Here is a 16396-nt window from a genome sequence, read left to right as displayed (position 1 = left end):
GGTGAATGATTAAAATGAACGCATGGGAATATAAACAGAAAATTAATTCCGATCTAAAGGAATTATTGGAACCAGACGAAAAAATCCTGACTGCGTGGGAAGGAGGATCAGCAGCGACCGGATTTCAAGACGATTTTTCTGACCTCGATCTTGCCGTAGTTTGTGAAGATGAACACGTCGAAGATATTTTTGTCTCAATAGAAAAGTATCTTAAAAAAAATCACGGGATCGAGGCTAAATTCAGGATGCCTGAACCTACGTGGCACGGTCATTCTCAGTGTTTTTATCTTCTTAAAGATTCTCCGAAACATTATTACGTCGACTTGGCTGTTATGAAAGAATCTTCAAAGGATAAATTGACACAAAGCGACAGACACGGTAAAGCGGTTGTCTGGTTCGACAAAAAATCAATGATAGATGTAACTCCGACAGATGAGGACGAATTGAAAAAAAATTGCTCGGCTTTTTATAAAAAAATCCGAAGTGGACCTCAATGGCTGTGGGAAATCGAGTCGAAAAAAAACTGCGACAGAAAGCATTTTATTGACGCCAAGACAAATTACGACGTTTTAGTCCACAGAAATCTGGCAGGACTTTTGAACCTGAAATACAGAAAAAATAAATACGACTTCGGACTAAGATATTCCGAGAGAGATTATCCGCCTGATGTTTTAAATAAGGTAGAACAACTTTTGTTTATAACATGTCCCGAAGACCTTCCGGCAAAACTGGAAATGGTCTTGAGCATGATAGATGAGTTAAACAAAGAGCTTTGTACCGAATACGGTTGATTTTGAAAAGTTTTTCGGTTAAAGAATAATCATGCCTACAAATCTTCCTCCAGAGTATTTTGAGGCTGAAAAAAGATACAAAGAAGCTCTGGACCTGCAGGAAAAGATAACTCTGCTGCAGGAACTCATTGGCACTGTCCCCAAACACAAAGGTACCGACAAACTCAGAGCCGATCTTAGAAAAAAACTCTCGAAGTTCAAAGAAGCCCGTCATTCTAAAAAAAATGTATCAAGGCACGAGTCGCTTTTTTCTTTAAAGAAAGAAGGAGCCGGACAAATAGCATTAGCCGGCGCTCCGAACACCGGGAAATCATCACTATTGTCTGTCCTCACCCACGCAAAACCTGAAATAAATTCTTCTCCCCACACAACATGGAGCCCTCTTCCCGGTATGATGAAATATAAAGACATACTCATACAGTTGGTTGATACTCCTCCTCTCACTCGTGATTTCGTCGAACCTCAGCTTTTCGACCTTTTGAAAAGAGCGGACTTAATAGCCCTGGTCGTAGATCTGGAGGGCGATCCTTTCACGCAGACAGCCGAATCCCTCGAGATACTCAAAGAACACAGAATTGAGCCTGTGGGAGATGATTACGTGAAAAAATCACACAAATCCAAATTTATACTTATTGTCAACAAACACGATGGTGACGATTTCGCGGAAGATTACGAGATATTCAAAAAACTTTACGATTGCCCTTTCGCATCAGTTCCTGTTTCATCAAAAACAGGATGGAATATTGAGTGTATTAAAGAAAGATTTTTCCGGGAACTCGATTGCATAAGAGTGTATTCCAAAAAACCTGGTTTCCATGCCGACATGTCCACACCTTTCATCCTCAAAAAAGGCGCTACGATAGAGGATTTCGCCGTAACCGTTCATCAGGATTTCAGAAAGAACCTGAAAATGGCAAAAGTATGGGGAAAAGGCGTTTATGACGGACAGATGGTGCAGAGAGACCATTCTCTGTCGGACGGAGACGTAGTCGAGCTCCACTTGTGAAAAAGTGTTCCTGTAAAAACCTCTCATCTCAAATTTCTGAAAAAAAAATCTCGGTCCAGCCGAAATTGTCTGTGTAAAACTTCAGTGTTCCGTTTTCTGAATATTTTTCCATCACGGTTTTTTCAATATTGATTCTGAGTCCTTCGTATTCAAAAGCGAGTACTCCGCTTGCTTCATAATTTTCGACAAGAGACCCGACCGGGCCGTACGAGGCGTTTCATCACCCCTGAATAATAGCTTGAATCGATATGTTCAGCGATCCGTTTCGTTTTTTTATGTATGAAACGAGATTCAGATTGGAGAATTCAATTATTTTCATAAGTACAATTTTATACCGACATAATAGATAATCAAAATGAATTCATTCGACGAAATTCAAATTAAAATAAAGTATGATTACACTTAAGTGTTTCTCTCCGGATCGTTTCTTTTTCTTTCGTTTTCCGTGAGAAATCTTTTTCTGAAACGTATGTTTTTCGGTGTTATTTCGAGGAGCTCGTCATTTTCAATGAATTCGAGTGCGAATTCGAGCGTTATTTCCCTCGGCGGTGTCAGTCTTATCGCTTCGTCGGAACCGGCCGCCCTTATGTTAGTCAGTTTTTTTTCCTTTGTCGCGTTGACGACAAGATCCCTCGCTTTGTGACTTGTCCCTATTATCATGCCTTCGTAGACGTCGTCACCGGGTCTTATGAATATCTCGCCCCTTTCCTGCAGGCTGAAGAGGGCGTAACCGGAAGCTTTACCCGCGTTCATTGATATCTGTGTCGGACCTCTGCGACGAGGGATTTCACCTTTGTGCTTCTGATACATGTAAAAATTCTGATACATCGTGCCCGTTCCGCGCGTCATCCTCAGGAGTTCGCTCCTGAATCCCATAAGCCCTCTCGTCGGTATAAGAAATTCGAGGCGCAATGTCCCAATCGAGGTGGTCTGCATGCTTTTGAGCTCAGCTCTCCTCGGGCCGAGAGCTTCTATTACGCTTCCCTGATAACCCTGGTCAATTTCCACGAGAACTTCTTCGACAGGTTCCAAAGCGTCGCCGTTCATTTTGATCATGATCACTTCCGGAGCCGACACTTCGAATTCGTAACCTTCTCTTCGCATTGTCTCGATGAGGATTGACAAATGCAATTCGCCTCTGCCGGAAACTTTTATTTTTTCCGAGCCGTCGAATTTCTCTATCTTTATTCCCACATTAGTAAGAGCTTCGTATTCGAGCCTTTCCCGTATGTGTCTTGATGTCAGAAAACGCCCGCCGTCTTTTCCCGAAAGAGGACTCGTGTTGTGGGAAAAGACTATTGATATTGTCGGTTCGTCGATTTTGATTTTCGGCAGGGCTACAGGGTAATCGGGTGCAGATAAAGTCTCGCCGACATGGACTTCGTCAATTCCGGCCGCGAGAATAATGTCTCCCGCAAGAGCCGACTGCACTTCAATTCTTTTCATGCCTTTGTATTTTAGTATTTTTGAAATCTTGGACAGTTTCACCGACCCGTCTGTTTTTACGAGAACGACGGGATTGCCTGTTTCGATTTTTCCGTGGAAAATTCTTCCTATCGAATATCTTCCGACGTAGGGATCGTAATCGAGCATCGTGATGAGCATCTGAAAAGGTTTTTCAGGATCGGCGACCGGAGGAAGCACTCTGCGTAAAATCGTTTCAAGTAGAGGCTTCATGTTTTTTCCTTCTTCGTCGAGATCGAGAGTGGCAATGCCGTTTTTTGCAGAAGTATATATTATGGGAAAATCGAGCTGTTCGTCGGTGGCGTTGAGCTCACAGAAAAGATCGAATGTCATGTCGGCGACCTCGAGAGGTCTGCAATTTTTTCTGTCTATCTTGTTAATTACGAGAATCGGTTTGAGGTGAAGTTCGAGAGATTTTTTGAGAACGAATTTCGTTTGAGGCATTGGACCCTCGAATGCGTCCACAAGAAGCAGGACTCCGTCGACCATTTTCAGTATTCTTTCGACCTCGCTTCCGAAGTCCGCGTGACCGGGAGTGTCGACTATGTTTATCTGTATTCCTTTGTATGGTATAGAGGCATTTTTAGAGACAATGGTAATTCCCCTTTCTCTTTCGAGGGGATTGACGTCCATTATCATATGTTCGCCTTCCTTGAACTCGTAAGCTCCGGTCTGACGGAGCAGAGCGTCGACAAGAGTTGTCTTTCCGTGATCTACGTGTGCTATTATCGCTATGTTGCGTATGTCTTTTCTTCGCTTCTGATTCGGCATTCTTTTATGCGTCCTTTACTGAAATTTTTAAGAGAATCTGTCAGACCAGGGAAATACAGTTTATACGTTCGTTATATAAAAGTAAATCAAAAATTATCATTTGACTTGAATCACAGAAATGTTTAATAATCTTTTTATGGTTATAAAATCAATATTATATCCGCGTTTTTGAGGAAACAGAACAAAGACCAGTTTGGTCCGAAAAGAAAACCCCGAAAATGTTTTCTGCGCTGTTTTCTCACCCGAGAATTTATCCTGATTTTTCAATAATCCCGCTTTTTTGTATTCCACCTCTTGTCAGAGGATTGTATTTATCTCCAAAAATGAAATTTAATAAATCGAGAACCGTTAAGAATGGAAGGGAGTGAAGCGTGGCCAGAATAACGAAATTTTTCTCGTCAAAACCTGGGATCGTGATATCAGGGGCGGTAATAGGATTAGTCGCAGTCCTCCTGCAGAAATTTGGCAACCCCGCCAACATGGGAGTCTGCGTCGCATGTTTCGAAAGGGACATAGCAGGAGCGCTCGGGCTTCACAGGAACGCAGCTGTCCAGTACATCCGCCCCGAGATAATAGGCTTCGTTCTTGGCGCGATGGCATCGGCGCTGATTTTCAGGGAATTCAAGCCGAGGGGAGGATCTTCTCCTCTCGTAAGATTTTTCCTCGGAATGTTCGCGATGATAGGTGCTCTGGTATTCCTGGGTTGTCCCTGGAGAGCTCTTTTAAGGCTGTCAGCCGGCGACGGCAACGCAATATCAGGCATACTGGGACTTTTTTCAGGAGTAGTCGCAGGGTCAATATTTTTAAAGAAAGGTTATTCTCTTGGGAAAAGCGTCAAAACTTCATACGCCGGCGGACTCGTTTTTCCTATTTTCATGATAGCTCTTTTTCTTTTTCTCATTTTCAGAGTTTCTTTCGGCGAAGGAGCGCCGATATTCTTCAGCGAAACCGGGCCCGGTTCTATATTCGCACCTGTTCTGATATCCCTGGGTGCAGGTCTTTTAATAGGATTTTTAGCCCAGAGGTCGAGATTCTGCACGATGGGTGCGGTCAGAGACGTCGTTCTCATAAAGGACTGGCACCTCATGAGTGGCGTAACGGCTCTGGTATTAACCGCTTTGGTCACGAACATAATATTAAAACAGTTCCACGCCGGATTCGTTCTTCAGCCGGTTTCGCATTCATCTCATGTCTGGAATTTTCTCGGCATGGCTCTTGCAGGTCTTGCTTTCGCTCTGGCCGGCGGATGCCCGGGAAGGCAGTTGTTTCTTTCGGGAGAAGGAGACCAGGACGCCGGCGTTTTTATCGCGGGCATGATAGTCGGCGCGGGATTTTCTCACAATTTCCTGCTCGCGTCGTCTCCCGATAAATTGAGCGAAGCAGGGACGATCTTAGTGGGAGGTCCGGGGCTTTTCGGGAAATACGCCGTAATCATGGGGTTGTTGTTCTGCCTGTTTGTAGGTTTTACTATGAAAAGCCTGAAAATAAAAAAAGGAGAATGAAAATGGAAGATATGATTGTAGACGCCCGGGGCTTATCATGCCCGCAGCCGGTTCTCGAAACTCTTTCCGCCATAAAGAAATTCGAAGAAGGGTCGATAATCGTCTTGGTAGACACGACTACGTCGAGGGACAACGTCAGGAGGGCGGCTGAAAAAAAAGGATTTAAAACAGAAATTGAAGTTTCAAACGGGGGCGAATTCAGGGTAAAATTGTCGAAATAAAATGAACCTGATTTATCTGGACAATTCAGCAACTTCGTGGCCGAAACCGCCTGAAGTTATCGAGGCCGTGAGGGCTTTCATGGAATATCCCGGATCCAGTCCGTCGAGGGGTTCGCACCGGATGTCGGTTGAGGCAGGACGCATGGCTTACGAATGCCGCGAAGAGATGGCGGGTTTCTTCGGTTTGAAAGATCCGTTGAGAGTGGTTTTTACATTGAATGCTACAGAATCAATAAACACCGTACTTTTCGGACTGCTGGATCCGGGAGACCACGTTGTGACGACCTCTCTCGAACACAACGCAGTCATGAGGCCTCTTAATTATTTGAGAGAAATAAAATCCGTCGAGTACACTGCGTTGCAGGCTTCGGAGCAAGGTGAAATTGATCCCAGGGATTTCGAAAAAGCGATAAACAAGAACACGAAAATGTTCATCGTAAATCACTGTTCAAACGTTATAGGATCGATTGCGCCGGTCGAAGAGATAGGCGCAATAACGCGTGAACACGGATTGCTTTTCCTCGTCGATGCCGCTCAGAGCGCGGGTGAATTCGAAATTGACATGCATAAAATGAACATAGATCTTCTGGCTGTGACAGGGCATAAACTGCTCTACGGCCCCATGGGTATCGGAGCTCTTCTCGTAGGAAACAAAGTGGACGAAAAAAAAATGAGGCCGCTGAAAAGAGGAGGAACGGGAAGTTTTTCTGTTGAAGAATGTCAGCCCAATTTTTTCCCCGACAAACTCGAAAGCGGGACTATGAACGCGGTTGGAGCGGCCGGACTTTTAGCCGGCCTTAGATGGGTAAAAAAAACCGGCTTGAAAAATATTCTAAACGGCGCCAGAAAAAAATTTTTAAGGTTTACCCAACAACTCGAAGAAATACAAGAGGTGAAAGTTTACAAATCATTTTCGCCTCAAAAGCAGTCCGGAACTTTTTCGGTGACTATAGACGGTGTAAGCGTAAGCGAAGCGGGAGGCATACTCGACGAAAAATACGGAATACAATCGAGAGTGGGATTGCACTGCAGTCCTTCCTGCCACAGGACCATAGGCACGTATCCGGACGGAACTATACGCCTGGCGCCGGGGTATTTTACGGGAGAAGACGAAATTGATTACACCGTCAAAGCGATCACTGAAATTGCCGGAAGGTGTAAAAGTGCCTGACAGCGAATTATTTGGCGTCGTGTTATTTCATTCGGTGTCATCGGCTTTCAAACTTGAGAGTATACTCCGTACAAAGAATGTCCGGACAAAACTGGTTCCTACTCCGCGCCATTTGGATTCAGACTGTGGAACGAGCCTGAGATTTTCGTGGGAGGATTACGAGAAAGTGAAGGAGGAAGTTAACCGATCGGCTGTAGAAATCAAAGACATCCGTAAGTTGTAAAGAGGAAAAAATGGAAAAAATCTATTTGACTAATTTCTCTGAAAAAGCCGGTTGAGCTGCCAAAATAGGTCCGTGCGACCTGAGCGATTTGCTTAAAAAACTGGACGTCAGAAAAGACTCCCGTGTCCTGGCAGGCATTGAGAGCTCTGACGACGCCGGCATCTATATCCTTAACGGAGAGACGGCTCTCGTTCAGACCATTGATTTCATTACTCCTATAGTGGACGACCCTTTTTCGTTTGGCAGAATAGCGGCGGCAAATTCTCTGAGCGACATATACGCGATGGGGGGTACTCCTTTGACTGTCCTGAACGTGTGCTGTTTCCCCGTCGGAAAGCTCGAAAATGCGGTTTTCATAGAAATACTCAAGGGTGCTATGAGCGCAGTGGATGAGTCCGGCGCATTTCTTGTCGGAGGGCATTCGATAGAAGATAAAGAGCTGAAGTTCGGACTGTCCGTCACCGGTCAAGTCCATCCGTCAAAGTTGTGGAAGAACAACACTCCGAAAGCCGGCGACAGTTTGGTTTTGACCAAACCGCTGGGCACGGGGATAATTTCTACCGCCATTAAAGCCGGAATAGCCTCTGAAGCCGACGTCAAAGAGATAGTCGCATCGATGTCCGCGCTGAATATGATAGCCGCGGAGACGGCAAAAAAATATTCTCCGAGCGCCTGTACTGACGTCACTGGATTTGGACTGATTGGTCATCTGAGAGAGATGATAACAGGTTCAGGTACGGGAGCTGAGGTTCAAACATGTATGGTGCCGCTTTTTTCTTCGGTACTCGATCACGCCTCTTCGGGCATGATACCGGGGGGAGGAGGCGCGAACAAAAAAGCCTACGGATGCTCCGTGAACATAAAAGGCGGAATTGACGATCTGATATTTGAAGTCCTTTTCGACCCCCAGACATCGGGAGGGCTTCTTATGGCTCTGTCCGATGCTGATAATTACGTGGAAGATCTCGTCGAAAAAGGATTGAAAGCCAGCGTGATAGGCAGATTTACCGACAGAGAAGGAAAAATCGAACTGGTTTAAATCGGCGCTTTCATTCCACCCAGCCATTGTGCTCGCTGTTACCACCCCACATCGCCCATCCTGTGTTGTCTTCATCGCCTGTTTCCAGACAGAAGATTTTACCCAGGGTGGTGCCCCAGAAAATCTTTCCATCCATGACTGAAGGCTGAAAAACAATCGGTTCGCCGCAGTTGTAACTCCATAACAGGTTTCCATTGCCGGCGTCCAGGCAAAGAATCTCGCCCGTACTGCTTCCAACAAATATTTTATCATTGACGATGGCTGGAGGAGTCAGAGCTCTCCCGCATTCAAGAGTGTCCTGATACTCATACTGCCAAATCATTTCTCCGGACTCCGGATCGTTTCTGGTTACCACGTCACCCTGAGCGCTGAAGAGGTCGGAATCGTATATCAGGGGTCTTGATCCCTGGTAGGACCAGGCACCCGATACGGAAAAAACCCCAACGTTTTCCTCGGCAAGCCCGAGTTGAGCGGTCGAAGGAGTTGATGAGAAACCTACCTGGGCGTCAAGATCTGCCTGCTGCTGCCCCGACGCGGATGTCCTGTCGGCGTTTAAGTAATCTGCTGTCATGTAATTTATGGGAGTCTCGTTGATCTGTCTTCCGCTGCCTCTTTCGAAGTATCCCAAGCCTTCAAATCTTTGAATGAAGGAGGTACCTGTTTTGTCCAAAATCTCTTCGTCCTGCCTCATGCTCGTGTAAATTTTGTCGCCGTATATCCAGGGAGCAGAGCTGGCGTTGTAGTTTTCTCTCCAGAGTTCTTCTCCGTCTTTAGTTTTATAGCAATACACCATGCCGTCGAAGGTCGATAGGTATATTTCGCTGTCGCAGACGACAGGAGCCGATATTATGTCGGAGACGATGCTTTTGTTCCAATAGTTTACTCCCGTGAAAAGGTCAAAGCAGGCCAGAACATGGCCGTTCGCACCCGGATACGCCATAAAGACTTTTCTTCCTGATATAGCGGGTTGGCTCATTAGGGGATCACCAAGCCACCTGTGCCAGACGTCTTGACCGTCACGGGCTTTCAAAGCGTAAATCACGCATGATTCAGTGTTGAAAACGACGATTCCGTTTTTAACAACGGCGGCAGTCGGGCCGTCGTCTCCGGTGTTTACCGCCCATTTTATCCTGCCGTTTTCGGCGTTTACCGCATAAAATGAATAGGATCCGAACCCGCCTCCGACAAAAAGAATTCCGTCGTCATAAGCCGGCGTCGCAAGAGGGAATCCTTCCGGCAACTGAAGAGACCAGCCTTTCATTCCGTCTGATGTTCTGAAAGTGGCCGGTCTATAGCCGGCATATTCGGAAGGATCCTTCAAAACACAGGGAGCGCCGCTCATTTCATCGGACAACGGTTCGTAAATAAAGCTTGTTTGCAGATTTGTTAAGAATTCGCCGATTTGACCGGTTGAGGCGACGATATCAATCCCCACAAACAAAAACAACACAAAAACAGCCATTTTAGGCGACATAGAATTTTTTGAAATCATTTTCCCCTCCGGTTATTTTCAAATCTTACCTTTTCCGGGAGGATTTTATTCCATTTATTTTATTCTTAAGAAACACTTGTTTCACAAAAGGTGTTTCGTTTATAAAACATTTTAAAGAGTGCTATTAAGTCACTGGAATCACTTAATGAAAGCCCTCAGCAGATAATCGAGTTCATTTTCGAGTTTAGACAAATCTTTTTCTGTTTTAAAAACGTACGGGTGAACAATAGCGAAGACGGCTTTTGAAAAAAAATGTCGGGAAAGCTCTATGTCGAGATCCTCTCTGAATTCTCCTTTCTTTATGCCATCGGTCAGTATTTCGAAAAACAGTTTTGATGCTATTTCATCGCTATCGTTCAGCAGTTTTATATTTCTTTCTGAAATGTTTTCTTTTTCAAGTCTGTACTGCCTGAACCTGACAATCAATATGTGGAATCCCGGGTATTGTCTGAAAATTTTATATTCGTGAATGCCGTACTTTTTTAGTTTTTCGTAATTTGAATCCGTGTCTTTAAGCATTTGGCCGTATTTAATGATTTCGTCCATGAAGGCTTCGGCAATAACCGCGACCAGAAGATCCGCCTTGCCCTTGAAGTACGAATACATGGTTATTCTCGAGAATTCAGCCTTTTCGGCGATTTCACCCAAAGAAACGGCATCATAGCCTCTTTTAAGAAAAAGCTCTTTTGCCGTTTTGAGCATCGTCTCTCTTCTATGTTCCATTTCTCTTTGTCTTCTGTTCATTGATGTCCTTTATAAATATTGTTTCCGTCCGGTTAATTATGAATCATCTATCTGAACAGGGCAATTTTTTTGGAGAAAACCGTGTTGTTTGTATTTATAACTAAAAAGTACTGTCCAGCCGGATGAGGCGACATGTTTAGCGAAAGCTCGTGAACTCCGCTTTCGAGGTGGCCGTTTGAAATTTTTCTTACTTCTCTTCCGAGAACGTCGTATAAAGAGACGGATACATCTTTGTCTGCAGAAAGTCTGAAATCGAAATTGAAGATGAATCCGTCCGTCCATCTGCAGTTGAAATCTGAAACGACTTCGGCTGGAAATGCGGGAAATATGATTTCTTCGATTCCGGTTGGGTAAAATGGCGTTCCCTGTACCCATTCTGTTCCAACAAGCGAGAAATGATCAGAGTTTGGAGAGTTGTCAAACAAAGTGTCTCCGTTGGCTTCGTTCATTTTCCAGTAGCCGGCGAGGCCCAGTTCACTGCCAGAAAGGCAGGCTCCCATGCTGTTTTGAATTTCCTGAGGCGTCCTGGCGATGTTCCATAACCGGACTTCGTCAATTATTCCGTCGAATCTGAAGTTGTTTACCTGATTCAAGCCGATAGAAAGATTCAAATTGGCATTGTCTGCAATCTTTCCGGATGGAGATGGATTAAGTGTAAGTGACTGTTCAACTCCGTTTATGAACATTCTTACACTGCTGTCGGCATAACTGTATGTTGCCGCAACATGCTGCCATCCGTTGAGTTGTATAGAAGAATCGGGTGTAACAGCCAGACTGTTGACACCTCCCTCGTGTTTTAATTTTAATGCAAGGCAGTTTCTGCCGTATACATTTTTGAAAAGGACCAAAGAAAAGTTGGTTTTATCAAGTATCGTTCCGTAACCAAGTGAAGCGTTTGATCCCCAGCTCACAGGATATATCCAGGCTTCGACAGTCAAAGAATCCGTGATGTTTATTTCGGGTGAACAAGGACACATTGCAGAACTGTAAACCGTAAAAAACCTTAGAGCGCTCTCGCCGTCAAAAACTGAAATCAGACTGTCCTCAATGCATGTGTCTGAAATCTGGGAATTTGAGCTAATCAACGTGACCGAATAAACTCCCGGTGAGTTGTAGATCCACGAAGGATTTTCATCGTATGAGTCAATGGTTCCGTCGGAGTCGAAATCCCACGCCCAGTAATTTACCGCTGGTTTGGCACGTGTCATGTCTGAAAATTGTACGGTCAAAGGGGCGTGTCCAGAATAAAGGTCGCTGGTGAAATCAGCAACGACGAATGAATCTATGCTTTCCCACCATCTGATATGGTTTGCTGCGGCTTCGGCACTGCCGCCCAAAAGATCCTTGTCGCCGTCTGAGTCGAGGTCGGCGACTGCGATATCGAGAAGATCGTAAGCGTCGGTGCTGATCACGTACTGATCGAAATTTTGATTTCCGTCGTTTTCAAAATAAACGGTTATGGAAGAAGACCAGGCCGTGGCTATTATGTCTACGTCGCCGTCATCGTCTATATCCTTTACTATCGGAGTTCTCGGCCCGCCGAATCCTGTCCTGAGGGGATGGCAAGTGAAATTTTCCGATCCGTCGTTTTCAAACCACCCGATCACAGCGCTCGCCCCGCACGATCCGGCCACAAAATCAACGTCGCCATCCCCGTCTATGTCGCCTGCTTGAATTCTGTTGGGTTTTACCCAGCCGTTGAATATAAGATGTTCGGTAAAATTCTCTGAACCGTCGTTTTCAAACCACCATATACCGCTTGCCTGAGCCGCGGCGAATATGTCCTGGTCACCGTCAGAATCTATGTCAGCGGAGGAGGCTTCACTGACAAGAGTCCAGTTGTCTTTAACTATGTGTTCAGTGAAATTACCCGCTCCGTCGTTTTCGAACCAGCCCATCACGCCTGAAGTGCAGGAAGTTGCGAGTATGTCTACTTTCCCGTCAGAGTTTATGTCAATTATTGAATCGGTGAACGCATCTGTCAGCTGAACACCGTTTACTATGAACCAGTCGGTAGTTATGACGTTCTCCGTGAAATTTCCCGCGCCGTCGTTTGAGAACCAGCTTATCTTGTTTCTGCCTGAAGCGACTATATCTGTCGTTCCGTTCCCGTCAATGTCCTCCGTGTCGACAGCCCGCGGATTAGCGAATCCTTCAATGATTGTGTGAAAAGTGAAATTCTGACCGCCGTCGTTTTCGAGCCACTTTATGTGACTGTTTAGAAAGGAACAATAAACTATGTCTATGAAACCGTCTCCGTTTAAATCAGACCCGTTAATTGATATGGCTCCTCCCAGATTTTGATACAAAATGTGTTCTTCAAAGAGCGCTTCCGCTGAAATTGAAACTGACAACATCAGAGCCAGCAAAGAAAATACCGACAGCGTTTTCATCTTTTCCTCCTTTATAAATTATCATCAGTAAACTTGATATACATATGTATATTATATATACATGGGTAAAATTGTCAAGCTTTTTTTATTACTCGCACCGACAGATTAAGTCAAATACAGATACCGTTTATATTTGTTGTTTATGGAAGTCAATACCATTAAAATTAGATCAGATTGTCAGAATTATTTATTCTGAGATATGAAATGAATGTTACAAAGAATTATATTAGGAGTAATTAATAAAAATATTTGAGCTGTGATGAATAGCAAAAAATGAAAAATATTACCTGTTTGACATTAAAATATACACTATTCGCTTTGGCGGCGATAGTTATTAACATTGCCGTTCAGAGGACAGTGTTTTTTTTTGATTTTCCCCACTCTTTGTTTATTGCGATGGGATCAGGCACATTTGCCGGTCTCATCTTAAAATACATACTTGACAAGAAGTTCATTTTTTACTATAAAACTGCTTCCCTGAAACATGATGCCAAAAAATTTGTACTTTACAGTTTTATGGGTGGTTTGACAACGCTTGTGTTTTGGTCGATCGAGTTTTTTTTCGACAGATACATAAAAATCAGTGCTTCAAAATATATTGGCGCTTTTATTGGACTTACAATCGGCTATATTTTGAAATATTTTCTAGACAAAAAAATTGTGTTTGTTGACAAAGTTGAAAGAAAAGAGTAATTTAAAAAAGTGCCCTCTTTGAAGGGGAACTAATAAACCAATTTTCAAGGAGATTTAATGAAGAAAATCATTATTGTTGTGTTTTCAATGGCAGCGGCTCTGTCATTGAATTCAGCCGTAAGGCGACCCATGCTGGAAAATTTTACAAATCACACGTGCAGTTTTTGTGTTCAATACGAACCTAATATGACTCAGTTCATTGACAATCACGCTGAAAGCTTGACGGTTATTAGATATCATGTGAATTGGCCTTCATCTGCCGACCCGTTCTATCTAGATAATCCTGAAGACAATAATGGAAGAAAATCGTATTACGGAGTAACAGGGGTTCCGGATAATTATATGGACGGTCAAATTCACGTAAGTTACCCTCCAACTCCTCAGGCTCTTGAAAACGCATACGTAGGTGCAATGTCGGAACCGTGTTATGTCGAGATCAATTTAAGCGGAACTTATAACAGCACAACAAAAGAAGGAAATATCATTGCACAAATAATAGCGGAAGAAGAACCGGGACCAGGCACTTATTTTCTTCAAATTTCAGCTGTTTCAGAACACGTCAACTCCGGATCAGGATATTTTTCTTCTTTTGCCCAACCTATGAGGAAAATGTATCCTTTATACGGTGGATCATATGTTTTCTTTTCCGATACTTTTCCCGATACCGTGACGGTCAATATGAGCTGTCAACTTGATACAACATGGTGGCATTATGATGAAAATGAAATTTTTTTTGCCGCGTGGCTGCAATCCGGTGTTCTTCCAGCCAAACATATATATCAAAGTTCGGTAATAAACATAGGAGATCTTGTCCCGGTGTACGTTGAAGAAACACCCGCGTCAGACCCTAATTATAATGAACTATTAATGATTTATCCTAATCCTGTTTCGACTTGCGCTACTATATATTTTACATGTTCAGCGGAAACTGGAACAGTTATTGATATACTGGACGTTTCGGGCAGGATTGTGAAGTCTTTGACCCCGGCAGAAGGAGAAGAAAAAATTGAAGTCGATTTATCGGACCTGAATACAGGAGTCTATCTTGTAAAAATCAAACTACAAAACAGAACAGAAAGCAGAGTTTTAAATATCGTAAGGTGAAAAGAGAAGAGCTCAAGATCAAGAACTTTTCAGTTAGATGAATATTTTTCGTTTCTCACATTCGGTTAAAGGTTTTAAAAATCTCTTGTTTGAGGTTTTTCTTTAAGAAGAAGAGCTAGTTTAACAATTTCAGAAATCATTTTTTCTTCGGAAAATTTGTATCTTATAGAACCCGACTGGTTTACAGGGCAGTAGCAATAGTAATAATAAGATCGGTTACAGTGATTTCCAACAATTTATAGTTTCAGAGGCTTTTTCAAAAATTTTAAAAGACTTATCAACACAATGCTAATGAAAAGCGCTGACAAAGAAACGGACATGGCTACAACGCCGTCGGCGAATCCTTTTGTCGGAATGATTTTTAAAAATATCAAAACAACTGTAGCTTCTCCCGCTAAAAGCGAGCAAATTACTGCGTGTTTACCCGCTCTGTTGAAATAAAGAGCGCAAATTACGGCGGGAAAAGCCGCCGCAAGAGCTGAAAATGTTGTCCCGATAAGAAAGTTGAAAATCGCAGTATCTGAGCTCAGTCCCATCAAAACCATTGCGGATACGGAGGTGCAAATGAAAAAAGTTAAGATTTTTCCGGCGAGAATTTCATTTCTGAATCTGACAAAGTCTTTTGCGAGCATAGTCGAAACTGAAAGCAGCTGCGAATCGGCGGTCGACATGAGCGCGGCCAGTGCACCTGTCATGACAAAAGCGTAAACCCATTCAGGAGCGAGAAAATGAACCATGGCAGGCAATACATAGTCCGGAGAGTCGAAAGAAAAAGTTGTGCCTTTCGCCCAAACTCCTATCAGAACCGGAGCGAGAAACAGGAAACTTACGAGCAAGGGATAAAGACAAAGAGAGGTTTTAAAGGTTCGCATATTTTTTGCGGCATAAAAACGCGTGAACAGCTGGGGGAAAAGAGGATTGACGAAACTCCAGAGAATAATTAGAGACAGCCACCTTCGCTCTGTAAAATAGTTTTCAGGACCGGGTCTTGAAAAATGCCCGGGTGATGCCGTGTAAGCATTTTGACCCGCTGAAGAAAATCCTCCGAGAGATCTGGCGACAAAGAAAAGAGCAGCCGCCATTGCTGTGGTCATGAAAAGACCCTGAAAAACATCGGTCCATGCAGTGCCTCTCATCCCGCCGAGAATTACTGTTGTCCCTATAAAAAAAACAGCCAGGCAGGCTCCTTCTTTCACGCAGTCGAAACCGAAAGCGGATGACATAATAATTCCTGCTCCCAGAGCTTGAGTGTATAGATAGGGCAGGGTAGAAATCACCATAACGCCGAGTAACAGCTTTTTAAGAAGAGGGCTTTTCAACTCCCCTCCGGCAAGTTCCGGAAGCGTTATGTAGTTTCTGCTTTTTCCGAGTTCCCATGCTTTTTTACCCACAAAATAAAAAGAAACCGGCACGAGTGCCGTTCCTATACCCATTATACCGTATTGACCGAATCCGTATTTCCAGGCTGCTCCCGCGAATCCGAGAAAGAAAAACGCCGAAAAATTTGTCGCAGTTATAGTAAAGAACAAAACTATACTGCCGAAAGATCTTCCAGCTAGAAAATAGTCCACCGGGGAATTTTTTGTTTTAATTTTTGCCACTGTCGATATGATCCCGAGAGCCGTAAGATAGACTGCCACAGTGAAGTAAATCATTTTTTACCCCAGGCAAAACGAACCAAAAATAACATAACGAGCGCAAATAAAAGAACTAAAAATATCTCCCGAACAATCCACGTCGGCAATCCGAAAGTCAATTGCGTTGTTTTGCCCCAATTCCAAA

Annotated in this window: 14 protein-coding genes; 9 read left to right on the top strand and 5 right to left on the bottom strand. The window is 43.8% G+C overall.

Annotated features, from left to right (window positions below; all coding sequences use genetic code 11):
- Nucleotides 1–65 precede the first annotated feature (65 nt).
- Both JXL83_06795 and JXL83_06790 read left to right on the top strand, forming a co-directional pair.
- Complete coding sequence (locus JXL83_06795) at nt 66–791, top strand: nucleotidyltransferase domain-containing protein (protein ID MBN2363821.1); 726 nt, start codon at nt 66–68, stop codon at nt 789–791.
- Nucleotides 792–822: 31 nt separating this feature from the next.
- Complete coding sequence (locus JXL83_06790; GenBank protein MBN2363820.1) at nt 823–1797, top strand: 50S ribosome-binding GTPase; 975 nt, start codon at nt 823–825, stop codon at nt 1795–1797.
- 402 nt (nt 1798–2199) lie between these two features.
- On the opposite strand, the gene typA is transcribed toward JXL83_06790, so the two are convergent.
- Nucleotides 2200–4032 (bottom strand): translational GTPase TypA, encoded by a 1833-nt coding sequence (gene typA / locus JXL83_06785; protein ID MBN2363819.1) that lies wholly within the window; start codon nt 4030–4032, stop codon nt 2200–2202.
- Between the two features lie 380 nt (nt 4033–4412).
- Between typA and JXL83_06780 the strand changes: the two genes are divergently transcribed.
- The 5 genes from JXL83_06780 to selD all read left to right on the top strand — a co-directional run bounded on the left by JXL83_06780 (nt 4413) and on the right by selD (nt 8188).
- The gene (locus tag JXL83_06780; protein MBN2363818.1) at nt 4413–5534 is read left to right on the top strand and encodes a YedE-related selenium metabolism membrane protein; all 1122 of its coding nucleotides are present in this window, start codon (nt 4413–4415) and stop codon (nt 5532–5534) included.
- A gap of 2 nt (nt 5535–5536) precedes the next feature.
- A complete protein-coding gene (locus tag JXL83_06775; GenBank protein MBN2363817.1) occupies nt 5537–5755 on the top strand; it encodes a sulfurtransferase TusA family protein in 219 nt (72 codons plus the stop codon).
- Between the two features lies 1 nt (nt 5756).
- Nucleotides 5757–6926: an aminotransferase class V-fold PLP-dependent enzyme gene (locus JXL83_06770; protein ID MBN2363816.1), complete on the top strand. Its 1170-nt coding sequence runs from the start codon at nt 5757–5759 to the stop codon at nt 6924–6926.
- On the top strand, nt 6919–7149 hold the full coding sequence (locus JXL83_06765) for a DUF3343 domain-containing protein (protein MBN2363815.1): 231 nt from the start codon (nt 6919–6921) through the stop codon (nt 7147–7149). Before JXL83_06770 ends, JXL83_06765 begins: the two co-directional genes overlap by 8 nt.
- An 88-nt stretch (nt 7150–7237) precedes the next feature.
- On the top strand, nt 7238–8188 hold the full coding sequence (selD, locus tag JXL83_06760; protein MBN2363814.1) for a selenide, water dikinase SelD: 951 nt from the start codon (nt 7238–7240) through the stop codon (nt 8186–8188).
- A 10-nt stretch (nt 8189–8198) separates the two neighbouring features.
- Here the strand turns inward: selD and JXL83_06755 are convergent, their stop codons facing one another.
- From JXL83_06755 to JXL83_06745, 3 genes are all read right to left on the bottom strand, one after another.
- A complete protein-coding gene (locus tag JXL83_06755; GenBank protein ID MBN2363813.1) occupies nt 8199–9680 on the bottom strand; it encodes a PQQ-binding-like beta-propeller repeat protein in 1482 nt (493 codons plus the stop codon).
- 138 nt (nt 9681–9818) lie between these two features.
- On the bottom strand, nt 9819–10424 hold the full coding sequence (locus JXL83_06750; protein MBN2363812.1) for a TetR/AcrR family transcriptional regulator: 606 nt from the start codon (nt 10422–10424) through the stop codon (nt 9819–9821).
- Between the two features lie 47 nt (nt 10425–10471).
- Complete coding sequence (locus JXL83_06745; GenBank protein ID MBN2363811.1) at nt 10472–12817, bottom strand: VCBS repeat-containing protein; 2346 nt, start codon at nt 12815–12817, stop codon at nt 10472–10474.
- Between the two features lie 273 nt (nt 12818–13090).
- Here JXL83_06745 and JXL83_06740 point away from each other — a divergent pair, with 273 nt between their 5' ends.
- Together JXL83_06740 and JXL83_06735 are read left to right on the top strand one after the other, a co-directional pair.
- Nucleotides 13091–13510: a GtrA family protein gene (locus JXL83_06740; protein MBN2363810.1), complete on the top strand. Its 420-nt coding sequence runs from the start codon at nt 13091–13093 to the stop codon at nt 13508–13510.
- A 57-nt stretch (nt 13511–13567) separates the two neighbouring features.
- Nucleotides 13568–14614, top strand: a complete 1047-nt coding sequence (locus tag JXL83_06735; GenBank protein MBN2363809.1) for a T9SS type A sorting domain-containing protein — start codon at nt 13568–13570, stop codon at nt 14612–14614.
- 236 nt (nt 14615–14850) lie between these two features.
- Here the strand turns inward: JXL83_06735 and JXL83_06730 are convergent, their stop codons facing one another.
- Nucleotides 14851–16269: a sodium:solute symporter family protein gene (locus JXL83_06730; GenBank protein MBN2363808.1), complete on the bottom strand. Its 1419-nt coding sequence runs from the start codon at nt 16267–16269 to the stop codon at nt 14851–14853.
- Nucleotides 16270–16396: the final 127 nt, after the last annotated feature.

The sequence above is a fragment of the candidate division WOR-3 bacterium genome (assembly GCA_016934535.1).
Lineage (GTDB): Bacteria > SDB-A > SDB-A > SDB-A > SDB-A > JAFGIG01.
Note: the sequence above shows the minus strand (reverse complement) of the source record. Positions and strands in the feature narration are given on the sequence as shown.